We start from the raw sequence: 23,968 nt of genomic DNA on the forward strand, positions 1-23,968 counted from the left end.
CCGCTCACGCTGGCGACGCCGACATCAACAAACAGCGAAACGACATCATTATCGAACCCGCGGACACATCCCATAAACGCGACTGTAGTACTAGGGCGTGTTGCTAAACCTATTTCGGGGTCGTGTGGGCGAATCTTGAGTGGTGTTTCGTGATGTTGTTTCTGATGATGCTTGAGCTGTGATCGGTCCGTTGTTTCCGAGGGTGTTGTCGATTACCTGCCACGCATCCTGCAGAGTGTCCAGTTGGACTCTTGGTCGCACCGACTTCAGGTGTCCGGAAACTGATACAGGACCCTAGATCGACATGCTGGGCATCGATGCTTTACGCCTGGTTGGGGTAAACCCCAATTGGACATACTCGAACCTGCTACGAGCGTGGCGCACTCAACAGTGCTACACCGAGCAGACTCAACTAGACGTTAGCCGCGGGGCTCAGGGCAGTTTGGCCTCTGTCCCTCGAATTTTTGCATCCTATTTGGCGAGGGTGTTAGCAGAACTCCAGAGCAGCACGCTCCGCTCTTCAATAAATGTGTCGTAGTCGTCGTTGAACAAGCTAGGTGGGCACAAAGCAGAATCGAGGATATTGCCCGACTTTGATGCTGGCATCTTCGGTCTGTACCGGCTGGGCGCGACCCCGCCAAGAGCTTTATTGTCCGCGGCCGAGATGATCGCAAAGTTTGCGAGCCGATTGATGTCGGCGCTGTCGCGATCTTGCCCTTTGAGGAATTTCTGTGGGTTGAGGTGGTGGAATTCTTTTCGGTTGTAATGCCGCAGCACTTCTCCAAGAGAAACTCGTGACCCAGAAACGAAGCTCAGGGGGTTGGACTGGACGAGCAAGAGAATAAAAGTCTTCGTGGCCACGGAGCTGACCGTGAACCGATTATCGATGAAGAATTCCTTATCGATCGACCATAGAATTTCCGCCAGTCCAAGTTTATTAGATGCCCGAAGTTTCTTCGCTTCCCCAACGTCGCGATTGAGGTTTCGCAAGACACCCGCACTGAATCGGCGAGAGAAGCAAGCGCGCCAGAACCATCTCACCATTTCTGCACGCTGGGCTTCGGATACCGAGACCGTCTTGGAGTCCTTGGCCGCGAAGTAGACCGCCAGAGGCACAATGAGAGTCGGGTAAGGGAGATTCTCAAGTTTCTCTACGTGAAGATTTGAGCGCAGGAAATCGACTGCCCCCTTGATGCCGCTGGTGATCTCATCGAATCGATCGCGCACCTCGGCACCATTCAACGCAAGCAAACCTGATGACGATGCATCACCACCGATGATCGCCGAGCAGCAACGAAGTAAAAGGTTGGAGTCTTCGCCCACCGCAGCGAAGCCAAAGGGCTTGAGATCTTCTGCTAGGTCCGCGAATTTGTCTTGAAGGTCGAACTCCTCGCTCCATGTCCAAGCCGACAGAAGCTGGAAGATATCAAGCTCCACACCGAGGCGGTTCACTCGCTCGAAGACGATGGCCACTTTCGCACGATCGTCCGTTTCGATCAACTGGACTGGGATCGCGGCCTCCTTAAATATCGCCTGCACATGGTCAATCTCCTCCAAACGTTCGGGCGTGAGATGCTGCGTTGCAGCACGGTAGCCAGCGACGTCGAAAAATTTTCCCACCGGAAAATGGCGAGCCAGATCCACTTGATCAGGAAGTAGTGCATAGAACTGCGACTCCTGAAGGTCCTTTTCTGCATCGAAGTCGTAGTAGACCGTTGTCCAGGTCGTGTCGTGACCCTCGTTGGCAGCGATCTCCGACTGGAATACGCCAAAGATCGACGTCAATCGCTGTTGCCCATCAAGAACGTAATCAACCGGAAATTCATCTTCACGATCCGGCAATGTGAAGGGCCCAAGGTCCCGCTCTGCATTGAGCTGTTCTTTTGTCCGCCAGAGGATCAACGCGCCAAATGGATAGCCTTTATGGATGGAGTCCATGAGATAAGCAACGCGATCTGCATCCCAGACAAAGCCGCGCTGGAAGGCCGGAATGCGAAGCTGCCCACTCTGAACTTGTTCGAGGACTTTTCGAATCGATAGATCGGCCAATGGCGTTTTCCTGGTCTTTCACGTCTGTCCTGCTCGGGTTTACTTGTGGAATTTCCCGTATCCGTACACCGTCATCTCGGAGGGGAGCCTCAGCGAAACTCTAGTGGTGCAGCCACCGCCAGAACCCAGGTTCGGCTTGCGGGACGCGTCGCTGCGGTGGTCCCGGGTACGCCCCCGCCGGTTTCGTGGGTAATCGGTGCCGACATTGGCGGGCTTAGGGTTTCGTCTTTCCCAGATTGCGAACGTCAGTTAGCGGCGTTGAGAGACGAACTCTGCCGGAGTAGCCGTCACAGAATCGATGACCTGATCTGCGACAGACCTTGGGTTGCCTGCGTGCTCTGATAGCGGTTCGCGACAATGAACACGTGACCGACGCCGCCAAAGGACCAGCCTGGAGCAACTGGGCACTGGCAGCAGCAGGACACCTGATTTTGGCCCCTCTAATTGGAGTCGGCTTCGGTCTAGCAAACGGGGCCTGGTTGGGCTTAGCCGACTATCAGGCGCGGCCCGGGTGGGAGGGGACTGCTGTCGGTTTGATTGACTGCCAGGCGGGGCTTCGTTCTTCAAAACGGCTACCGCGGCGCAACTTTTCACAATTTGGCGCAATTAATTTGCGCTCGGACCCCATCGGATACCTGTGCGTGAGACGCCTCATAACCCATGTGATGCAACACACAGCGACCACAAAACGCCGCCACGCCAACCTCCACACCCATGAGCGGGGAAGCAGGCCCGGTCTGCCCTGAGGCTAGCGGCGTCGCGCTGCCCGCGCTTGCGGCCATACTCGGCGTATGGACCCGTTAGTCGAACCGCCCCGCATATCTAAGGCAGACGCGCAGTCAAAACTTGACGACTCGACGTTCACCGCGCTGGCGGCCGAGTCTCTGATGTCGCTGCCAGCGTGGATCGCTCCGGTGACTGAGAGGGTCCAGCAACTTCACCCGCTTTCAGGGTGCCGGTTCGAGGAGGACGATCTGCTGAAACCAACGAACCCGCCGTCTGAGCAGGTCCTCAATCTCCTGCGAAGCGGGCTCGACCACTTGCACGCGGTCGCCGATGCCGTGGGCGAGGATGGAAGGGGCCCACGTCCGCTCGCGCCGTACACATTGATACGAGCGTCGATCGAAGCGTCATCCCTAGCGGTATGGCTGATGTTGCCGGGCACCAAAGACGCTCGCCTCAAAAACTCTATTCGCCTGTCTATCGCAAACAGGCGAGCGACCGAGGTCTACAACAAGAAATATGACCTCGGAGACACAGTGTCCAAGTGGTTCAAGGCCGAAATGTCAGCTACCAAAGCCCAACGGCCGGGGACCAGGAACATGAACCTCGACGCAAACTTTCCAAAGTCCACAGATCTGATCCTCGAAACGGACAAACGTCTGAAGTTCTCCGGCCTCGCCGGTATCGACGCGTGGCGTGCCTGTTCGGGAATCGCGCACTCAAATGGCCAATTCGCGGGGGCGGCGCTTACACGGACGGAGACGGACGTGTCAGTCATTGTCACGATCAAAGCCACGACCTTGTACATGATGCTGGAGCCCGCCAAGCAGTATTTCGAGTTCAGCCTGCGGATGGCTGAAGAGCACATGGGGTCACACCTGTCGAAGCTGAAGCCATCACTGTAATCGCAGGCGTGATTCAGCGTCGTACTTTCTAGCGGTGGGAAAGGTCGTTCTGCGCCCCACCACTTGGGTCCGCCGTTCCCTTCACGGTCACCCTCCGAAGCCTATAGACGGCCCCGTTCCGGTCACGTCGAGTACCGTCGTATTCCGCCCGTCCACTGTTCCTCTTTCGGGACGGCAATCACTGCAGCGTCCATCTGCCTCGTAACCAATGTGTCGAAACCCATGCGATCCAGGACGGATTTGCCCGCAGCGGCGACACCGAGCGATCACAGAACACCGCCACTTACCGATCAACTCCACAGCGCTGTGGTGGTTACGTTCTGAATTTCGCGAGATCGCGCCGGATTCGTCCGAGGCCACCGATTCTCATAACTATGTGTCGAAACCCTCCGGGCAGATCGAAGTCGTCATTCATAGTTTCGAGCCACTCGAAAGTGGCTCGTCGCAGGCAGGAGCGCGGACAAGTTACCTGTCACAACGGACACGAATGTGTCCGCCGCGGACAAGTTAGGTGTCCAACGGACAAGTTGGGTGTCAAAGGACGACAATGTCCCGTGCCATTCAATCTGTCCGATTGACAGGTGAGTTGTCCGCCGAAATCGCCGCGTTTTCGGGGCAGCGTGGTGTCGCAGGAATACGCACTGATGGACAGTCTGTGCCATTCATCTTGTCCAAATCGAAGACTACGGCAAATGAGACCCTGATGTTGATTCGCCGAATGCCGGCCTAATCAGTTCCAATTGCCGAGGTACCCCAGCGAGGAACTCGAGGCAGTGAAAGTCGATCTCAGATGCCCGCAAGCGGAACCCGTTGCGGACGCTAGCGGATGGCTGACAGTTGCTGATGGTTCGGGTTTGAAGGTCAACTGCTTTTACGGCGGGCCTTTTCGCTTCGACCGAGCTGCCGGTCGGCCTCTTCTGGTGCAGGAGTGTACCGGTGGAGCTTGCGGAGAGATGGCGAACCCTTTATGGATTGGGAGTATCTAGAAGAGATGACCTCGAAAGTTAGGCCGAGCATGACGCCCAGCGGGTCGAGAGTGACGGCGAGGAAGTTGAATCCGTCCTGGCACGGTCGGTGGCTAGGGCTGAGGTTGCGGGATGATCTGGCAGACGGACCCTGCCGGGCAGTCGGCTGGGTCGAGGCTCTGACTGGCCTCGATGAGGTGTTGCAGCTCTGTTTCGAGGAGTGCGAGTTCTCGTTGACGGGCGCGCACCGTTTCGAGCTTGCCGGCGAGCAGCGTGGTGACGTGCGCGCAGGGAGTTTCCCCGGTCTGGCGGAGGGCAATGATGCTGCTGATCTCCCCCAGCGTCAGGCCGGCAGCCTGTGATGCTCGGATGAACCGTAACCGAGAGGTCGAGGCGTCGTCGTACCAGCGGTAACCGTTCGTTTCGCGTGCTGCGGAAGGTAGGAGTCCTCGGCGTTCGTAGAATCTGATTGTTTGCGCGTTCACGCCGGCGACGAGGGCCAGATCTCCAATTCGCATACCCCATTCCACCACTTGACCTTGCACCATGGTGCAAGGTTTATCGTCGATGCTATGGAGATCACGCTGCAGTATTTCGAGGGATGCCCCAACTGGACCATCGCCTCGGAGCGGCTGGCGGCGATCGTCCTGGACAACCTCGATATAACGGTTACGTGTCGACCGGTGGAAACCGTCGAGGACGCGGAGGCGATCGGCTTCCGCGGATCGCCGAGCATCCTCGTCAACGGAGTCGATCTCTTCCCAGACCCGTCGGCTCCCGTCGGGCTGGCCTGCCGCATATACGTCACGCCGGACGGCTTCACCGGTGCGCCAACGCTCGAGCAACTTCAGGCAACGATCCGCGCGAGGTGACCCGCACAGCCTCGAGTGGGACGACGATTCGACCCAGTGTCAGTGCCGGCAGGAAGGGAACAGTACATGAGCGAGGAATACGACCTGATCGTCATCGGTGCCGGGATGGCCGGCACGACGGCGGCGAATAAGTGCGCCAGCCGGGGGTGGCGGGTAGGCATCGTTGACGCCCTCCCCTATGGGGGCACCTGTGCGCTGCGCGGCTGTGATCCGAAGAAGATCCTCCGCCGGGGAGCCGAAGTGATCGACGCCGCTCGCTTGATGGGCGATAAGGGCATCACCGGTAACGGGGTGTCGATCGATTGGCCGGCGCTGATGCGTCACAAGCGAGGTTTCACCGATGCTGTGCCGCAAGCCATGGAGGACGAGCTCACCGGTAACGGGGTGACGACCTTCCACGGCACCGCCCGATTCACCGGACCGAACCGACTCGAAATCGATGGAACAGAACACCGCGCGAAGCGTTTCCTGATCGCGACCGGGGCGCGCCCCCGCACGCTGAGTTTCCCCGGCCACGAGCACCTGATCGACAGCACCGACTTCCTTAACCTTGACGAATTGCCGCAGCGGATCGTGTTCATCGGGGGCGGGTTCATCTCGTTCGAGTTCGCCCACATCGCAGCCCGCGCCGGGGCGGACTGCGTGATCATCGACCACGGTGACCACCCCCTGCGCGAGTTCGACCCGGACCTGGTTGAACTCCTCATCAAGAGAAGCGAGCAAACCGGAATTCGGGTGCAACTGGCCACCACCGTCACCGGCGTCATCCGCACCGCAACCGGACTAGACGTAACAGTAGAGACGGGCGGGAATACTTTCACACTCGGCGCAGACCTGGTCGTGCACGGTGCCGGCCGCGTTCCCGACCTTGACGAGCTGAACCTCGACGCCGCAAACATCGCATCGGGACCGCGAGGTATCACCGTGACCGGGGACTTACAAAGCACCACCAACCCCGCGGTATACGCGGCAGGCGACGCCGCCAACACGCCCGGTAAACCTCTGACGCCCGTCGCGGTGTTTGAGGGCAAGGTCGCCGCATCCAACATGCTCACTGGCACCACCACGACCCCCGACTACACGGCCGTGCCCACCACCGTGTTCACCATCCCGGAACTGAACCGGGTCGGCATCCTCGAACAGGAAGCCCGTGACAGTGGCCTAGACATCGAAGTGCACTACAACGACACCAGCGGCTGGTACTCCAACTACCGCGTCGGCGAGACAACCGCCAGTGCGAAGATCATCATCGACCGATCGAGTGACCGGATCCTCGGCGCACATCTGCTCGGACCCGGCTACGCCGAACTGATCAACATCCTCGGCCTCGCCATCAAACTCGGCCTGACCTCTCGACAGCTGAAATCCATGACCGCGACCTACCCATCCATCGGCGCAGACCTCGCCTCCATGCTCTAGCAACGCTCTCGCGGAGCACTCCACCGAACCCCCACCACGCCCCGAGGACGCCTCAACCGATGGGAAAACTGCACCACATACCGCTGCGGTTCACACTGTCCAACTGGGTCTCGATCACCGGGGACCGGAGTCATCCCCAAATTCGCGGCCGACTGTCTCGCGGACGAGCGAAGCAAATTACCTCCCGCAATTGAGAACCGAAAGTCGTGCGAGCGCCATTCCGTTACGAACCGTGGCGTGACCGATACGTTCTTCCTCGTCGGCGACGGGCTGAAAGGGCTCCCGGAGGTGGTAGCGAATGTGTGGCCTCTCACTACGGTGCAGACATGCATCATCCATTTGATCCGTAACACGTTCCGGTTGGCGTCGAAGAAGGACTGGGACGCATTGAAGAAAGATGTCCGACCGATCTATACCGCCCCGAACGCGGCCGCGGCGAGGGTTGCGTTGGATGAACTGACGGAGAAATGGGGCCGTCAGTGCGCGGCGATCATCCGGTTGTGGGAGAACGCGTGGGAGGAATTCACACCCTTCCTCGCGTATGACGTTGAGATTCGCACGGTGATCTGTTCCACGAACGCGATCGAATCGCTGAACGCCCGCTACCGCCGGGCTGTTCGGGCGAGGGGTCATTTCCCGACCGAGGCCGCCGCGATGAAGTGTCTGTATTTGGTGGGAACGACGCGCGACTCCGCGACATGTTAAATGTCACAACGACACGAATGTGGCACAGACGACAAGTTAAGTGGCAGACGACAAGTTAAGTGGCACGGGACAGACAACGGACGCTCGAGTAGTTCTCACGACGGAACGCGGCAAATTCCAAGGCCGTTACACAGCCGTTATCTGGCAGACTCACCAGAGGTATTGGAATTCTCAGTGAGGCACAACAGTGAACAGCTCCGACGGCGCAATGGCGACCGACGACTTCTATCGCCACAGCAGTGAGATCGTGCGCAGCATCGAGACCGTGATCGACGGAAAGCGCGACGCGGTGCAGATGGCGCTCACCGTGCTGCTCGCCGAGGGGCATCTGCTGATCGAAGATGTGCCCGGTGTCGGTAAGACGATGCTGGCGCGTGCACTGGCCAAATCCGTCGACTGCACGGTCAACCGCATCCAGTTCACCCCCGACCTGCTGCCCTCCGACATCACCGGCGTCTCCATCTACAACCAGGTCGACCACGAGTTCGAGTTCAAGCCTGGGCCGGTCTTCGCCAACATCGTGATCGGTGACGAGATCAACCGTGCGAGCCCGAAGACCCAGTCGGCCCTGCTCGAAAGCATGGAGGAGGGGCAGGTGACCGTCGACGGCGTCACCAGTGTTCTCGCCTCGCCGTTCACCGTCATCGCGACCCAGAACCCGGTCGAGATGGAGGGCACCTACCCGCTGCCCGAAGCCCAGCGCGACCGCTTCATGGCACGCATCTCAATGGGGTACCCGGATGACGCGGCCGAGCTTGCGATGCTCCGCCGTCGCGAGACGGCCAGCCCTCTCGACGACCTCCAGCCCGTTGTGAGCACAGTGCAGCTCATCGGCATGATCGAGACGGTGCGCACCGTCTTCGTCTCGTGGGCTGTCGAGCAGTATGCGGTGAGCATTTCCCAGGCCACCCGTCGTGACCGCGATCTGCGTCTCGGGGCCAGCCCGCGTGCGACGCTGCAGCTGGTGCGCGCCGCGAAGGCACGCGCAGCTCTTGACGGACGTGAATTCGTGCTGCCGGACGACATCGACGCGCTTGCCATCCCAGTGCTCGGGCACCGCCTGATCCCGACCAACCGTATCTCCGGCAACGGCAATCCCTTCGCCTCCGGTGCCGTCTCCGACATCATCTCTCGGATCGTCGCGGCGACCCCGGTTCCGCTGGGTGCCGTCGGCCCGGCCTGAACGTCGCGATGCCAGCACAACAAGGGTATGGGCCCCGGAACCCGAAGAGACAATCGAAGCGTCGGAGACGCGCGACGCGGGTAGCCCGTTTCACCCGCCGCGGCTGGTTCCTGCTCGTACTCGCTGCCGTCTCGCTGCCGTCCTCCTACGCTCTCGGTCGTCGTGAGCTGCTCTATCTCGGCTGTTTCCTCGCGCTCCTGCCCCTGCTGGCGCTTGCCTTCGTGCGCTGGCGGAGGGTTCCGCTCTCTGTGGCGCGCAGCTTCTCGCCTCCCGTGGTCGGGGCGGGGCATCCGAGCATCGTCACCGTCGAGGTGAACAACCTCGCGCCCGCGTCTGCGGTCGATGCGAACTGGCGGGACAGCCTGCCGTGGGAACCCCATGCGACGGCACCCACCCGCCTGCAGCCCGCAGCCCGGAGGTCGCGCCTCGGCGGCGTGACGAGACTGCGCTACGAGGTGGTGCCGCCACGGCGTGGATTCTTCGAGATCGGTCCAATGCTGGTCGACTTCACCGACCCCTTCGGCCTTGCCGACGGCGCGCTGGCTGTCGGTAGGGCGCAGACACTGATCGTGACTCCGGATGTGGTGCAGCTCTCCGACGACGTGATCTCTATCGCGGCCGATGAGGGTCCGAGTCGCATCATGCAGCGTCGAGCCCTCGGTGGCGACGACGACCTGATGACCCGCGAATACCGCACCGGCGATGCGATCCGCAGGGTGCACTGGCGTGCATCCGCTCACCATGGCGAGTTGATGGTGCGGCAGGAGGAGCAGCGCAGCCATGCCGAAGCTCGCCTCGTCTTCGACACGCAGCGTGGAAACTACCGGGACGCCGCCCCGATCGCCGAACCTGGCGACATCGAGAGCCGCTCCTTCGAGTGGGCCGTCGCGTTCGTGGCATCCCTCGGTCTGCATTTGCAGCGCAGCGGCGTGCTCGTGCAGGTGATCGAGACCGGGCCGACCCAGCTCGCCGGTATCGAGCGTCCGGAGGAGTTTCTGGAGAGCCTGGCCGCCGTGGAACTGGTGGATGGGGCGCCGGTCTCGCTATCGCTGCTGCGCAACTCAGAACGACCCGACCGCTCACAGGGATCGATTTTCGCGGTGGTGTCGGATGCCGATCCGGACGTGCTGGAACGTCTGGTGGCCCAGCGCCGCTCCTTCGATCTCGCCGTCGCATTCCTCATCGCCCCCTCGAACGGCGGTCTCGCAGAAACCCTGCGCGATGCTGGCTGGATGTGCGTCGCCGTCGATCCCGATGCTCCGGTCGAATACGCGTGGATGGCCGTTGAAGCCGAGCAGGAGGCCAACCGTGGCCGGGCCTGAGCAGCCGAAACCGGTCACGCGCGATCGTCGCGACGTGAGGGTGAGCCTCGCTCTGCTGCTGGTTGTGCTGGTGTTGATCGCGGGCCTCCACGTGATGCTTCAGGGCGCCGGATGGTGGTTCGCCCTCGGTTTCCTGACCGCGGTGCTGCTCGGGGTTGCGGCGCTGGTGCGCTATTTTGCGCGTCCCCGCTTGCTGGCGCCCACCGCCGCGGCCCTCGCCTTCCTCGTGGTGATCACGGCGGTGTTCGTACCGGGCACGGCCTTTCTCGGGCTGATACCGACGAGCGACAGCTGGGCAGCATTCGGCCAGGTCTGGGATGCCGCCATGCTGTCGATCAGCCGCCAGTCCCTGCCCGCGGTGGCCGATACGCCGATCATGTTCCTGCTCGTGCTCGGCATTGGCGCGATTGTGATCGTGGCCGACGCCCTCGCGATCTCGCTGCGCGCGCCTGCTTCTGCTGGCGTGCCCATGCTCATCCTGCTCGCGGTTCCCAGCACCGTGTCGATCGATACCACCGACCCGTTGATCTTCGTTCTCGCGGTCTTCGCCTTCCTGTTCCTGCTGCGCGCGGGTTCCGAGCGGCCGCAGACCAGATTCTCACTCGGCCTCGCGGCAACGGTAGTGATCGGAACCCTCGTCATACCGCTTGTTCTGCCGCCGGTGAGTCCCGCCGAGGGCGGCTCTTCGGGCTTCAGCACCGGGGTCAATCCGGTGCTCTCGCTTGGCGACGACCTCCGCCGCGCCGCCGAGCACACGGTGCTCGACTACAGCACGGAATCGGGCAAAGCCCAGTACCTGCGGCTGGTGAGCGTCGAGGACTTCACCGGAACCGAATGGGGGCCGAGCAAGTTCGATCTGAACCGGAGCAATACACCGGCTAAGCTCGGCGCTCCGCCAGGGCTCTCCCCGGATGTGGCGACAGCGGGGGACACCACCTACCTCCAGGTGCAGAACCTGACCAGCCCATGGTTGCCGCTCCCGTATCCGTCGACTAGTGTCGCCGGCCTCGTCGGCGACTGGTTTTGGGATTCGTCAGGGCTCACCGTGAAGAGCACGAATGCCACGTCGCAGGGCGAGTCGTACCGGGCGAAGAGTCTCAGCATCGAGCCGACCCCGGCCCAGCTGGAGCAGGCGGGCACGACGGTGCCCGGCGGATTCGACCGCTTTCTCAGGCTCCCGGACGGCATGCCGAAGGTGATCGGGGCGACGGCGACCCAGGTGGCTGGCGGCGCTTCGAGCAACTACGAGAAGGCACTGCTGCTGCAGGACTACTTTCGCGACGGCAGCTTCTCCTACTCAGAGACGGCACCCGCAGACCAGGGATACGACGGAACCGGGATGAAGGTGATCGCGCAATTCCTCGACGCGAAATCCGGATACTGCATCCACTTCGCCTCCGCGATGGCGGTGATGGCCCGCAGCCTCGGCATCCCGTCGCGCGTCGCCGTCGGATTCCTGCCAGGCACCGAGCTGAACGACAAGGTCGACGGTCGCACGGCCTACCAGGTCGGCTCCCGTGACCTGCACGCCTGGCCCGAGTTGTACTTCGAGGGCATCGGGTGGACCAGGTTCGAGCCGACAGTAAGCCGCGGCACTGTTCCCTCCTATGCCGACAAGACTTCCGCGGATGTTCCCACCCCGGTCAACACCCCGGCTCCCACCCCCTCTAACGCCGCGACGCCGGCGCCCAGCACCTCGATCGCACCGAACAAGGGCGACTCGACCAACGCCCTGGGTTCCGACAACTCAGCCAGTTCGGTCGTCACCGGCTGGCTCTGGGCCCTGCTGCTCGTCGTCGTTGTGGTTCTGTTGCTGCTGATCCCCGCCTTCGTGCGTTTCGCCCAGCGCCGCAGGAGGCTGCGCGAACTCGCCCGTGGCAGCGCGACTTCGCTGGCAGCCTGGCAGGAGGTGCTGCAGACGGCGGAAGATCTCGATCAGGACGTGCCCGACACAGCGACCCCGCGAGAGGTGCGTCTGCTTCTCGTTGACGGCGAGCTTGCCAGAGACCCCGCGCTGATCCGGTTAATCGACGCCGTGGAGCGCGAGAGCTACAGTTCCGGCGTGCTCGCCTACCCTGAGGCCGCGGCTGACACCCGTTCGATCATCGGCGCACTGCACGGGATCGCGCAGCGACCCGAGCGCCTGCGCGCGAGGTTCAGCCCGCCGTCCCTCTGGTCGAAGGTCTTCGGCGTCTTCAGACGGATGGGCTGAAGGCCACCAGCGGACGGCCGGTCTGCGGATGGGCCAGCACCGTCGCCTGCACGCCGTAGACCTCGCTGAGCAGTTCAGGAGTGAGCACTTCGGATGTCGGCCCGGCGGCGAATACCCGGCCGTTGCGCAGCACGATTACGTGGTCGCAGTACGCCGTGGCCAGGTTGATGTCGTGCAGGGCTGCGAGCACGGTGACTCCACTGAGAGCGAGCCGTTCCAACAGGCCGAGAACCGACAGCTGCGCGGCGATGTCCAGATGGTTACTCGGTTCGTCGAGCAGCAGCAACTGCGTCTCCTGTGCGAGGGCCTTGGCGAGCATCACGCGCTGGCGCTCCCCGCCGGAGAGTGTGGTGACATCGCGATCGGCGAGAGATGCGACCCCGGCTGCCTCGATCACTCGTGCGACGATGGCGTCATCGTCCGCGCCGGCATCGGAGAACAGGCCGTGGTGCGGTGTGCGCCCGAGCGCCACGACATCCCGTACTGTCAGTGAGAGCTCGGTGGAGGAATCCTGTTCGACGAAGCTCACGATGCGCGCCCGCTGTCGACGGGGGAGCTCGAACAGCTTATCCCCGGCGAACTCGACGGTGCCCGCCTCGGGACGCTCGACAGCGGCGAGGATTCGCAGCAGCGTCGATTTACCCGCTCCGTTCGGTCCGATCATGGCGGAGAACGTGCCGGGGGCGACAGTGCAGTCGACGCCGTCCACGATGAGGCGGCCGTCGATCCGAACATCGATGCGGGAGGCATCCAGCCCGCCGCTCATACTTCGCTCCGTCTGCGCGTGAGCAGGATGGCGAAGATCGGCGCACCGATGATGGCGGTGACGATGCCGACGGGCAGCTCGCGCGGTTCGAAGACCGAGCGGGCCGCGGTATCCGCCCAGATCAGAAAGATGGCGCCGACGATCGCCGAGAGCGGCAGCAGTGCACGGTGGCGCGGGCCGACGAGCAGGCGCACCGCGTGCGGCAGGATCAGGCCGACGAATCCGATCGAACCACTGACGGACACCATCGCGCCGGTCAGCAGTGCGGTGGCGGCGAGCAGTATCCAGCGGGTGCTGTTCACGTTGATTCCGAGAGCGGCGGCCGAGGTGTCGCCGAAAGCAAAGGCATCGAGGATGCGACCACTCAGCATGATCGGAAGCCCGGCGATCACGATCGCGGCGAAGGCGATCGCCACCTCCGGCCAGCGCGCACCGGAGAGCGAGCCGAGAAGCCAGCCGAGGATCTCCCGGTAGGAGTCGCCGGTCACCGTCCAGAAGATGACGAGGCTGGTGACCGCAGACGCCAGCGCCGACACGGCGATGCCGGCGAGCACCGTGCGTGAGGGGGTGATGCGTCCGAGCGAGGAGGCCAGCAGCAGCGTGAGTCCGAGGGCGAGCATCGCACCGAGAAAGGCGGCGACCGGCAGCAGCACGGCGATGCCGAGCAGCAGCACGGCGACAGCACCGAGAGAGGCACCCGATGACAGCCCGAGCAGATACGGATCGGCGAGCGGATTGCGCGTGAGAGCCTGCATCACCGCGCCGCTGATCGCGAGTCCTGCGCCAACCGCCGCCGCCGTCAGCACACGCGGCAGCCGCAACTGCCAGACGATCCCATCGCGCAGCAGGCTGAGCTGGCCGTCACCGACGCCGAGGTGGTGCAGCACAGAACCCCAGACCTCGACCGGGGTGACGTTCGACGGCCCGATAGTGATCGCGAAGGTGATCGAGAGCACGAGAACGAGGGCGAGCACCACGCCTGCCGTGGCGACGCGTCCCGCTCGCCTCGCCTGCACTACTTGAGGTCCAGCCTGGCCAGCTGGGTCGCAAGATCGGATGCCGCGGAGACTGTGCGCACGCCGGCCTCACTCGCCGCGAAGGGAACGATGAGATAGCGGTGGTTCTTCACCGCGTCGAGGTTGGCGGTGGCCGGATTGCTCTCCAGCACGGCCATCTTCTTCGCAGCGGTATTCCAGGTCGCATCGACGAGCACGATGACGTCGGGGTTGTCGTTGACCACGGTCTCCCAGTTGAACGAGGTCCAGGTCTCTTTAACTCCGGATGCGATGTTCTTAAGGCCGACGGTATCCATCACGAGCTGTGGAGCGCCGATGCCCGCGCCGACGTAGGGAGTACTGGAGCCTGATGAGAACCAGAGCGCGGTCAGGCCGCGCTTGTCCCTGGGGATCGCGGCGAGGTCCGACTTCTGCTGGGCGAGGAGCTTCGTGTCCGAGACGTGGAAGATCGAGGCGACCTGCCCGATCTCCCTGAAGATGTCGCTGAAGCCGAGCCTGGCCGGCTGGTAGCCCACCTCCCGGCAGGCCGCGGGGGAGACGTAGGTGGCGATGCCGAGCCCCTGGAGATCCGAGCGTGTTCCGGCCCCGTCGGCTGAGAAGTTCGACTCCCAACCGGCGTAGATCAGGTCGGGCTCCGAGTTGAGCACGACCTCCTGCGACGGCACCTGCACCGACAGCACCGACAGCTTCGCGGCCTCGGTCTTCCACGTCGCTGGCACCGGTCCGTCCTGGAACGCGGTGCCGACGATCCGGTCACCGAGCCCGAGCGCGAGCAGCATCTCGGTTGAGGTGGACTTGATGGTGATCACCCGTTTCGGGGCGGCATCCGAGAAGTCCACTCTCGTGCCGCAGTTGTCGAATTTCTCCGCGGCGGCGGTGGATGTCGATGGAGAGGGCGTCGAGACGGCGCTGATCGTGGCACAGCCGCTGAGGGCGACCGCGACGGCGGCGGCGAGAACGATGATGCGGGACAGGCGTGGCACTGGTCCTCCGGATGCGGGCGGGCGGAATTGCGAGCCACCTTCGGCTCGGAAGACCTGCCGCCCCAGATCCGGGGTCGACGCGACCGCACCACATCCGGTGCGGGGGCCTGTTGCACAAGTCTACGCGCGCGCCGCGGCGGCCAGGTGTGATGCCACCGAGTCGAATTCGGTGCGCACCAGGCCGGCCGTCACCCGCACGAAACTGCCGGGCTGGGCGGCCTGAAAGGCGGTGCCAGCAGCGACTCGGATGCCTGCCGCCGCGAGTTGCACGACGGCGGCGCGTTCATCAGCCACCTTCAGCCAGGTGTTGATGCCATCCGACGGCGGGAGAGTCACTCCGTGTGTCGCGAGCGCTTCCGACAGTTTGCGCTGCCTGGCCCGGTAGACGCGGCGCGCGTCGTTCACCTCTGATACTGAGGTGGAGTCGGTGAGCAGGTCGTGCAGCATGGTCTGCAGCATCCGTGAGGTCCATGCCGGTCCGAGCATACGGCGGGCCACCAGCTGTTCGATGATCTCCGTTGGGCCGCCGATCGCGGCGATCCGGAGGTCGGGGCCGTGCGACTTCGAGAAGCTGCGGATGTGCAGTACCTGCTCCGGAATCCATGCGCCGAGGCTCACATCCCTGGCGGCCGCGATCTCGCCGGAGTGGTCGTCTTCGATCACGATGGCATCGCGGGCGTGACGACTGCGGCGGATGACCTGTGCCAGCTGTTGCGCGCGACTCTTGGTCATCGATCGCCCCGTGGGGTTCTGCGCGCGGGGCTGCAGCACGACCGCGGTCGGACGCAGCGTCAGAGCCTCCTCGAGCAGGCCGGGCCGCATCCCCTCCTCGTCGAGGCCGACGGGCACGCGCACCGCACCGACATGGTCGAGCAGATCGAAGATCGGCGGGAAACCGGGGTCTTCCACTACGACCTTGTCGCCGAAACGCACCACGATCTCCATCGCCCTGGAGAGAGCGTCGAGTGCGCCGTCGACTACGGTGACGGCTTCCACCTCATAGGACCAGGTCGCGCGCAGCACCGCCTCGAGCTCCGGGATCACCGGCTGGTCGAGGTAGCTGATGGTGCCCGCTCGCATCGAGACACGCGAGAGGGCCGGTCCGAGTGCCGGCAGGAGTTGCGGGTCCGGCGTACCGGTGGAGAGATCGAGACGCGTGGCCTCGAGCTGGCCGGCCAGCCCCTGGAACCGCGGCGGCAGCCATCGACGCGGGGTGGCCATCACGAAGCTGCCGCTGCGTCCACGAGAGACGATGAGACCGACGCTCGACAGCGCTTGCCAGGCGTGGCTGACCGTGGCCGGGCTCACGCCGAGGTCGGCGGCGAGTTCTCGAACCGTCGGCAGGCGGTCGCCGGGGGCGAGATCGCCAGAGGTAATCAGGCGGGCGACAGCGGCCGCGATGCCATGTGGAGTCGTCTCTTCGACGGCCGGCGCTATCGCCTTCACATCGAGTCCGAACTGTCAATCATTGATCTGTTTCCGAATCGCATCTATGTTTACGCCAACGCCATAAACAGAAACATAAGGGAAATGTTTACGGCGCACAATAACAAAAAGAAATGCCGATGGAGGATCTCATGACTGTCGTACGCGCAGCGCTCACCCAGACGACGTGGACCGGTGACAAGGAGTCGATGATCGCCAAACACGAACAGATGGCTCGGGACGCCGCAGCGCAGGGAGCGCAGATCATCTGCTTCCAGGAGCTCTTCTATGGCCCGTACTTCGGCATTATCGAGGACACCAAGTACTACGACTATGCGGAGTCGATTCCGGGTCCGACGGTCGACAGGTTCCTCGCACTGGCCAAAGAGCTGGGGATCGTGATCGTTCTCCCCATCTATGAGGAAGACATGCCGGGCGTCTACTACAACACGGCGGTGGTGATCGATTCCGACGGCACGATGCTCGGCAAGTATCGCAAGCACCACATCCCGAACCTCCCGCAGTTCTGGGAGAAGTTCTACTTTCGCCCCGGCAACCTCGGCTACCCGGTGTTCGACACCGCTGTCGGCAAGGTGGGCGTCTACATTTGCTACGACAGGCATTTTCCCGAGGGATGGCGCGAGCTCGGCCTGAACGGAGCACAGATCGTCTTCAACCCGTCGGCCACCAAGCCGGGTCTCTCGAACCGTCTCTGGGAACTCGAGCAGCCCGCCGCTGCCGCCGCGAACCAGTACTTCATCGGCGCGAACAACCGCATCGGCACGGAGACGGAGGAGTTCGGCGACGACGCTGTCACCTTCTACGGGTCGAGCTATTTCGTCGACCCGCGCGGCAACTACGTCGGCGAGGTGGCGAGCCAGGACCAGAGTGAGATCGTGATCAGGGACCTCGACCTCGACGTGCTGCGAGAGGTGCGCAACTCCTGGCAGTTCTACCGGGATCGCCGCCCGGAGTCCTACACGGCGACGGTCGCGCCCTAAGTCTGCGAAGGAGCGAAACAGTGAAGACCCTCATCAAGAACGGAACGGTCGTCAACTCGACAGGAACGGCCTCGGCCGACGTGCTCATCGACGGCGAGACGATCGCCGCGGTCCTCGCACCGGGATCGACGCTGCTCGGCTTTGACCTCGAGGCCAACGTCGACACGGTGATCGACGCATCCGGCAGGTATGTGATCCCGGGCGGCGTCGACGCGCATACCCACATGGAAATGCCGTTCGGCGGAACCTTCGCGAGTGACACCTTCGAGACCGGCACGCGTGCCGCAGCCTGGGGTGGCACGACGAGCATCGTGGACTTCGTGGTGCAGTACCCCGACCAGAACGTGATCGACCAATACAACCTGTGGCACACCAAGGCCGCCGGTGAGTGCGCCATCGACTACGGCTTTCACCAGATCCTCTCCGATGTTCAGGACTCGTCGCTCACGGCGATGGACGAACTCATCAATGAGGGGGTGTCGAGCTTCAAACTCTTCATGGCGTACAAAGGCGTCTTCCTCTCGGACGATGGCCAGATTCTGAGGGCGTTCCAGAAGGGCGCGTCCAACGGAGCCCTGATGATGATGCACGCCGAGAACGGTGCCATGATCGACGTGCTCGTGAAGCAGGCTCTCGACGCGGGCAACACATCCCCCTACTTCCATGGCACGTCCCGTCCATGGCAGGCGGAGGAGGAGGCGACCCACCGCGCGATCATGATCGCGAATCTCACCGGGGCGCCGCTCTACGTCGTGCACGTCTCCGCGAAACAGGCCGTCGACCAGATCGCCACCGCCCGCGACAACGGGCAGAACGTCTTCGGTGAGACCTGCCCGCAGTACCTCTATCTCTCCCTCGAGGAGCAGCTCGGCGCCCAGGGCGAGGAGTGGGGGAGCTTCGAGGGTGCGAAGTGGGTGTGCTCCACGCCGCTCAGGTCGCGCGCGGAGGGCCACCAGCACCACATGTGGCAGTCTCTGCGCACCAACGACATCCAGATGGTCTCCACCGACCACTGCCCCTTCTGCATGAAGGGCCAGAAAGACATGGGTATCGGGGACTTCTCGAAGATCCCGAACGGCATCGGCTCGGTCGAACACCGCATGAACCTGATGTACCAGGGCGTCGTCGACGGGCAGATCTCCCTACCGCGCTGGGTCGAGCTCATCTCGACCACGCCGGCTCGCATGTTCGGCATGTATGGCAAGAAGGGCGTGATCCAGCCGGGTGCGGACGGGGACGTCGTCATCTACGACCCGAAGGGCCACACGTCCATCGGGATGCCTGAAGCGGGCACAGCGAAAACGCACCACATGAACATGGACTACTCCGCGTGGGAGGGCTTCGAGATTGACGGCCACGTCGACACCGTGCTCTCGCGCGGCAAGGTGATCGTCGACAGGAACGAGTACATCGGCACCAAGGGCGACGGCAAGTACTTCAAGCGCGGCCTCTCGCAGTATCTGATCTGATGACGCAGCCCACTCCGCCGGAGCAACTCTCGACCATTGTTCCCTTTTGGCAGGATTGTTTCCCTGCGAACCGGAACATTTGCGCCGAAAGGGAACAGTCGCGAACGATGAAGAAAGCACAGTAGCCATGGATTTCGGAGCAGTACTGCAGACCAACCCGCCGGCCTCGCGCACGGTGCACCTCGCGAAGCTCGCAGAACAGCATGGTTTCAGCCACGTCTGGACCTTCGACTCGCATCTGCTCTGGCAGGAGCCCTACGTGATCTACAGCCAGATCCTGGCGGAGACACATCGGGTGAAGGTCGGCCCCATGGTCACGAACCCCGCCACCCGCGACTGGACGGTCACGGCATCCCTCTACGCCACCCTCAACGAGATGTACGGCAATCGCACCATCTGCGGGATCGGCCGTGGCGACTCCGCGGTGCGGGTGACCAACGGCGCGCCTACGACCCTCAAGACGCTGCGGGAGGCCATTCATGTCATCCGGGAACTCGCCAACTCGCGATCCGTCGAGTACAACGGCGCGCAGCTGCAGTTCCCGTGGAGCCAGGGCTCAGAGCTCGAGGTCTGGGTCGCCGCGTATGGACCGCTCGCGCTCAAACTGGCGGGGGAGGTTGGAGACGGATTCATCCTCCAGCTCGCCGACCTCGACATCGCCGAGTGGATGATCGCCTCCGTGCGTGACGCGGCGGAGAAGGCGGGGCGCGACCCGATGGCGATCAAGTTCTGCGTCGCCGCTCCGATGTACATCGGCGACGACTGGGAACACATGCGTGACCAGAACCGCTGGTTCGGCGGCATGGTGGGTAACCATGTCGCGGACATCGTTGCCAAATACGGCTCGGACGGCGCCGTGCCGCAGGCCCTCACCGACTACATCACGGCGCGCGAAGGCTACGACTACAACGAGCATGGCCGCAGTGGCAACACCCACACGGCCTTCGTGCCCGACGACATCGTCGACAGGTTCTGCCTGCTCGGCAGCGCGGAGCAGCACATCGAGAAGCTCAAGGCGCTCAAGGAACTCGGGGTCGACCAGTTCGCCGGATACCTCCAGCACGACAACAAGGAGGAAACCCTGCGGGTCTACGGCGAGACGGTGATCCCGACGATGCGCGACCATATCGTCGCCAAGGCATGACCCCGGGTAGCACTCAAGAATCTGGTGCGGGGTCGTTCTCGACCCCCGCACCCTCAACGGCAAGGCAGAAATGAACACTCCAGACCCATCCGACGGCAGGCTCGCCTACGACCTCGACCGATCCCACGTCTTTCACTCCTGGTCAGCGCAGGGGGCATTGAAGCCTTTTGTGATGGCTGGTGGTCTTGGCAGCACGGTCTGGGACTACGACGGCAAGCACTATCTCGACTTCTCAAGCCAGCTCGTCAACATGAACATCGGGCACCAGCATCCGAAAATCATTGAGGCGATTAAGGCACAGGCCGACACGATCACAATGGTCGCCCCGGCCCATGCCAACCTCGCCCGTGGCCAGGCTGCCCAGCGCATTCTCGGTAAGGCCGGTCGCCCGTTCAGCAAGGTCTTCTTCACCAACGGCGGTGCGGATGCCAACGAGAACGCCATCCGGATGGCGCGGCTCGTGACCGGCCGTGACAAGGTGCTCACCCAGTACCGCTCCTACCACGGCAACACCGGGGCCTCGATCGTGGCGACGGGGGATTGGCGCCGGCTGCCGAACGAGTATGCCCGCGGTCACGTGCATTTCTTCGGTCCGTTCCTCTACCGCTCGGAGTTCTGGGCGACCACGCCGGAGCAGGAGTCGGAGCGCGCACTGCACCACCTCGAGCGCGTGATCGTGTCGGAGGGTCAGGCGACCATCGCGGCGATCCTGCTCGAAGGCGTGCCAGGCACGGCCGGTGTACTCGTGCCGCCACCCGGTTATCTCGAAGGTGTGCGGGCGCTCGCCGACAGGTACGGCATCCTGATCATCGTCGACGACGTGATGTCCGGTTTCGGGCGCACGGGCGAATGGTTCTCCTGGCAGGGGTTCGGCATCGTTCCCGATCTCGTGACCTTCGCCAAGGGCGTCAACTCCGGCTACGTGCCGGCCGGCGGGGTGATCATCCCCGAGTCGATTGCGAACGCATTCGACGAGACGGTGTTCCCCGGCGGACTCACGTATTCCGGCCATCCGCTGGCGATGGCCTCGATCGTGGCCTCGATCGACGCGATGACCGAGGAAAGGATCGTGGAGAATGCTCGAGACATCGGTGCGGAGCATCTCGCACCGGGTCTCGCGGCGCTGGCGGCGAAGCATCCGATGATCGGCGAGGTGCGCGGTCTCGGGGTGTTCTGGGCGCTTGACCTCGTCGATGATCCTGAGACCAGGCAGCCAGTCTCCGGTGCGGTGATCGCAGAGCTGAAAGGCGAACTGATGCAGCGCGGACTGCTGCCGTTCATCTCGGACAACCGTATCCACGTCGTGCCGCCCTGCGTCGTCACCCCGGACGAGGTCGCGCAGGCGCTCGTGATCTACGACGAGGCCTTCACCGCGGTCGAGAGTTCCTGACGCGTCACGTCGTCGGTGGATGGTCCACTTCGCCCGCCCCCGCCGCGGTTATGGGTGGCGAGGACGAGGGCCATGGGGCGCGTCGATGGGTGAAGAAATTAAGCCAGCCGTCACCCGGTTCGCGTAGCCTGACAGTTCGTCGTCGAGGGGGAGCCATGAGCACTGAGCTGAAAGTCCGTCGCACTGAGGCCGCCGACTGGGAACGCTATCGCGACCTGCGTCTCGAAATGCTGGCGGACACTCCGCTGGCCTATGCGGAATCGCTGGAATCTGCAGGCCAGTATGACGAGGACCAATGGAAGGCGCGGGCTGCGACCGGCTCGTCAGAGGACAGCATCCTGCTGGTCGCGATCGCTGAGAACGACCGCTGGGTCGGCACCATGACCTGCCTGCCCTACGACGGGGGCCCGGGGGTGCTGCTCGTTGCCGTCTATGTGACGCCGGACTACCGCGGCGCGTCGTTCGGGGTGATGGATGTGCTGCTCACCGGCATCGAGGAGTGGGCGCATGCGCGCGCCGAATCGATCACCCTGCATGTGCACGAGACCAACTTCCGGGCCCAGGCGGCCTACGCGAATCGTGGTTTCGTGTTCACCGGGCGAACAATCCCCTACGAGCTGGACGGATCGCAGAACGAGCTGGAGATGCTCAAAAACCTCGACTGACGGCATCCGCGCCGTTTCGCGTGGGGCTGTGGCGTTCGAGGCTTCGCGGCGGGGTTCTGTGATCGCTCAGCCAAACGAGCGATTCTCGCCCCCGTGGCTGCTGTCACGCTCTGCCATCCGCTCGCACTGATCGCATCGAGGCAGGTCGTCAGGGTCATCAAGTCGTGTGACTTGCCCACCCCTAACGCGGCGGTCTCGTTCTTTCCACAGCGATCGAACTGCATCGCTATCCGAGGGCGTCCATGACCTGATCCGAAGCCGCGCCGCCGCCAACTCACGGGGCAAGGGGTCGATAGTTCAGCACGATGCCACCATGGCCCCAGGTGAGAGGCCGGTGGGTACGCCCGCAGGGAGCCCTCCGGCGGGCAGTTCTGATTGTCTTCGGGTCTCTCTTGACGCGCGCTGCGCCCCGGAGGTATCGTTCTCAGAACAGATTTCAATCGATTGAAATTTCACATGCCCCATCAACGGAGATGAATCATGACGACAGTTCAAGCTCATCAGACCACGCGCGTTGACTGGAAGCGGGTGATCTTGGCGTGCATGGCCGACTACCTTGACGCTGGCGCTATTGTCGCGGCCTCGACGGGTCTCGTTCTCTGGACAAGCGCATTCGGTTTCAATCCGACGGCGCTGGGGCTTCTAGCGGCCTTGGGTGTGAATGCGGGCTCGTACGCGGTCGGCGCACTTGTGGGGGGCCTTCTCGGTGACAGGGTCGGCAGAAAGCGCGTGTACCAGTATGACCTCTTGATTTACGTCGCAGGGGCGCTCTTGGTTGTCTTCGCTGGACAGGGCTGGATGATATTTGCCGGGTTGATCATCCTCGGTTTGGCAGTAGGTGCGGATGTTCCGACATCCTGGGCTCTCATCGGCGAGATCGCACCGTCCAAGAAGCGCGGCAGCCTGATGGGGATGACTTCGGTGTTTTGGAGTGCCGGGCCGGTTGTCGTGCTTCTTTTGGCGTTCGGTTTGTCCGGCCTCGGTGTATTGGGCGTTCGCATTGTCTTTGCCCACCTCGCTGTGGTTGCTTTGATCACCTGGGTACTGCGCCGCCGCCTGAAGGAGTCGGAGATGTGGGTAGCTGCGCGGGCGAAGGCCGCCTTATCTGGCAACAGTGTTCGCTGGCTTTTCCGCAACTATGGTGGGCGCTTGTTCTTCGTGTTCATCGTTCACTCGCTGGGTGCAGTTGCGCTGGGTACTTTTGGGTTCTTTTTGCCATTCATCCTGAGAACCGTTGGTGGTCAGAATCAGGCCGCGAGTGTGGGGTTCAACGCTGTCTATTATGCACTCACCGGAATTGGGGTGGCGGTTCTGTTCATGCCGTTGGTGGACCGGATCAATCGGCGTGTGCTTTACGGTGTGGCCGGTCTGTTCACTGCCCTCGCGCTCCTCATGATGATCTTCCTGCCGTTGAGTAACCCCTGGGTTGTCCTGACCTTCGTCGTTGTCTTCGCTCTCTCCGCCTCGTGTGGACAGGAGCAGTTCTATCGGGTCTGGTGTCAGGAGCTTTTCCCGACCGCGGTTCGGGCCACCGCACAGGGGGTCATCATCTGCGGGCAGAAGATCGCGCTGGCTGTGTGGAGCGTCTTTGTGCCGCTGATTGTTGCGACCAGCTTCCAAGGTTTCACTTGGGTTTTGTTCGGTGCCGTTTCGTTGAGTGTTCTGATTGGGGTGATGTGGATGCCGAAACGGCCCGATAACCTCGAGGATCTAGACACCGCACAGCAGATGACCTCCGTTGTCCCATAAAGGCA

The 23,968-nt window shown here is 62.9% G+C and carries 18 protein-coding genes and 1 pseudogene; 13 read left to right on the forward strand and 6 right to left on the reverse strand.

What is annotated here, in order from left to right; translation table 11 throughout:
• Positions 1 to 471: 471 nt before the first annotated feature.
• The gene (locus ABIB56_RS16755) at positions 472 to 2,049 is read right to left on the reverse strand and encodes a GmrSD restriction endonuclease domain-containing protein (protein ID WP_354570364.1); all 1,578 of its coding nucleotides are present in this window, start codon (positions 2,047 to 2,049) and stop codon (positions 472 to 474) included.
• Between the two features lie 791 nt (positions 2,050 to 2,840).
• Here ABIB56_RS16755 and ABIB56_RS16760 point away from each other — a divergent pair.
• The gene (locus ABIB56_RS16760) at positions 2,841 to 3,677 is read left to right on the forward strand and encodes a hypothetical protein (RefSeq protein ID WP_354570365.1); all 837 of its coding nucleotides are present in this window, start codon (positions 2,841 to 2,843) and stop codon (positions 3,675 to 3,677) included.
• Between the two features lie 1,078 nt (positions 3,678 to 4,755).
• Here the strand turns inward: ABIB56_RS16760 and ABIB56_RS16765 are convergent.
• Positions 4,756 to 5,160, reverse strand: a complete 405-nt coding sequence (locus ABIB56_RS16765) for a heavy metal-responsive transcriptional regulator (RefSeq protein ID WP_354570366.1) — start codon at positions 5,158 to 5,160, stop codon at positions 4,756 to 4,758.
• Positions 5,161 to 5,214: 54 nt separating this feature from the next.
• Here ABIB56_RS16765 and ABIB56_RS16770 point away from each other — a divergent pair, with 54 nt between their 5' ends.
• The 6 genes and pseudogenes from ABIB56_RS16770 to ABIB56_RS16795 all read left to right on the forward strand — a co-directional run bounded on the left by ABIB56_RS16770 (position 5,215) and on the right by ABIB56_RS16795 (position 12,355).
• Entirely contained in the window at positions 5,215 to 5,514 is a 300-nt protein-coding gene (locus ABIB56_RS16770) for a thioredoxin family protein (protein WP_354570367.1), read from the forward strand.
• Between the two features lie 66 nt (positions 5,515 to 5,580).
• Positions 5,581 to 6,933, forward strand: a complete 1,353-nt coding sequence (locus tag ABIB56_RS16775; protein WP_354570368.1) for a dihydrolipoyl dehydrogenase family protein — start codon at positions 5,581 to 5,583, stop codon at positions 6,931 to 6,933.
• A gap of 222 nt (positions 6,934 to 7,155) precedes the next feature.
• Positions 7,156 to 7,623 (forward strand): annotated as a pseudogene (locus ABIB56_RS16780) (IS256 family transposase); the annotation flags it as partial.
• A 223-nt stretch (positions 7,624 to 7,846) separates the two neighbouring features.
• Positions 7,847 to 8,821 carry an AAA family ATPase gene (locus ABIB56_RS16785; protein WP_354570395.1) on the forward strand — a complete coding sequence of 325 codons (975 nt, stop codon included), beginning with the start codon at positions 7,847 to 7,849 and terminating at the stop codon, positions 8,819 to 8,821.
• An 8-nt stretch (positions 8,822 to 8,829) separates the two neighbouring features.
• Positions 8,830 to 10,143, forward strand: coding sequence for a DUF58 domain-containing protein (locus tag ABIB56_RS16790; protein WP_354570369.1), 1,314 nt, complete (start codon positions 8,830 to 8,832; stop codon positions 10,141 to 10,143).
• Positions 10,130 to 12,355 carry a transglutaminase TgpA family protein gene (locus tag ABIB56_RS16795; protein ID WP_354570370.1) on the forward strand — a complete coding sequence of 742 codons (2,226 nt, stop codon included), beginning with the start codon at positions 10,130 to 10,132 and terminating at the stop codon, positions 12,353 to 12,355. The genes ABIB56_RS16790 and ABIB56_RS16795 overlap by 14 nt, the downstream gene beginning before the upstream one ends.
• Here the strand turns inward: ABIB56_RS16795 and ABIB56_RS16800 are convergent.
• The 4 genes from ABIB56_RS16800 to ABIB56_RS16815 all read right to left on the reverse strand — a co-directional run bounded on the left by ABIB56_RS16800 (position 12,339) and on the right by ABIB56_RS16815 (position 16,566).
• A complete protein-coding gene (locus tag ABIB56_RS16800; RefSeq protein ID WP_354570371.1) occupies positions 12,339 to 13,121 on the reverse strand; it encodes an ABC transporter ATP-binding protein in 783 nt (260 codons plus the stop codon). The two genes, ABIB56_RS16795 and ABIB56_RS16800, sit on opposite strands and share 17 nt — an antisense overlap.
• Positions 13,118 to 14,137 (reverse strand): putative F420-0 ABC transporter permease subunit, encoded by a 1,020-nt coding sequence (locus tag ABIB56_RS16805; RefSeq protein ID WP_354570372.1) that lies wholly within the window; start codon positions 14,135 to 14,137, stop codon positions 13,118 to 13,120. The genes ABIB56_RS16800 and ABIB56_RS16805 overlap by 4 nt, the downstream gene beginning before the upstream one ends.
• A complete protein-coding gene (locus tag ABIB56_RS16810) occupies positions 14,137 to 15,120 on the reverse strand; it encodes a putative F420-0 ABC transporter substrate-binding protein (protein ID WP_354570373.1) in 984 nt (327 codons plus the stop codon). Before ABIB56_RS16810 ends, ABIB56_RS16805 begins: the two co-directional genes overlap by 1 nt.
• 120 nt (positions 15,121 to 15,240) lie before the next feature.
• Positions 15,241 to 16,566 (reverse strand): aminotransferase class I/II-fold pyridoxal phosphate-dependent enzyme, encoded by a 1,326-nt coding sequence (locus tag ABIB56_RS16815; protein WP_354570374.1) that lies wholly within the window; start codon positions 16,564 to 16,566, stop codon positions 15,241 to 15,243.
• A gap of 131 nt (positions 16,567 to 16,697) precedes the next feature.
• Here ABIB56_RS16815 and ABIB56_RS16820 point away from each other — a divergent pair, with 131 nt between their 5' ends.
• The 6 genes from ABIB56_RS16820 to ABIB56_RS16845 all read left to right on the forward strand — a co-directional run bounded on the left by ABIB56_RS16820 (position 16,698) and on the right by ABIB56_RS16845 (position 23,963).
• Positions 16,698 to 17,546 carry a nitrilase-related carbon-nitrogen hydrolase gene (locus ABIB56_RS16820; protein ID WP_354570375.1) on the forward strand — a complete coding sequence of 283 codons (849 nt, stop codon included), beginning with the start codon at positions 16,698 to 16,700 and terminating at the stop codon, positions 17,544 to 17,546.
• Between the two features lie 20 nt (positions 17,547 to 17,566).
• Positions 17,567 to 19,015, forward strand: coding sequence for a dihydropyrimidinase (gene hydA / locus ABIB56_RS16825; RefSeq protein ID WP_354570376.1), 1,449 nt, complete (start codon positions 17,567 to 17,569; stop codon positions 19,013 to 19,015).
• A 127-nt stretch (positions 19,016 to 19,142) separates the two neighbouring features.
• On the forward strand, positions 19,143 to 20,159 hold the full coding sequence (locus ABIB56_RS16830) for a TIGR03842 family LLM class F420-dependent oxidoreductase (RefSeq protein WP_354570377.1): 1,017 nt from the start codon (positions 19,143 to 19,145) through the stop codon (positions 20,157 to 20,159).
• 70 nt (positions 20,160 to 20,229) lie between these two features.
• Complete coding sequence (locus ABIB56_RS16835; protein WP_354570378.1) at positions 20,230 to 21,549, forward strand: aspartate aminotransferase family protein; 1,320 nt, start codon at positions 20,230 to 20,232, stop codon at positions 21,547 to 21,549.
• Between the two features lie 155 nt (positions 21,550 to 21,704).
• Complete coding sequence (locus ABIB56_RS16840) at positions 21,705 to 22,214, forward strand: GNAT family N-acetyltransferase (protein ID WP_354570379.1); 510 nt, start codon at positions 21,705 to 21,707, stop codon at positions 22,212 to 22,214.
• 480 nt (positions 22,215 to 22,694) lie between these two features.
• Positions 22,695 to 23,963 (forward strand): MFS transporter, encoded by a 1,269-nt coding sequence (locus tag ABIB56_RS16845; protein WP_354570380.1) that lies wholly within the window; start codon positions 22,695 to 22,697, stop codon positions 23,961 to 23,963.
• Positions 23,964 to 23,968: the final 5 nt, after the last annotated feature.

This window comes from Glaciihabitans sp. UYNi722 (genome assembly GCF_040549465.1).
GTDB lineage: Bacteria > Actinomycetota > Actinomycetes > Actinomycetales > Microbacteriaceae > Lacisediminihabitans.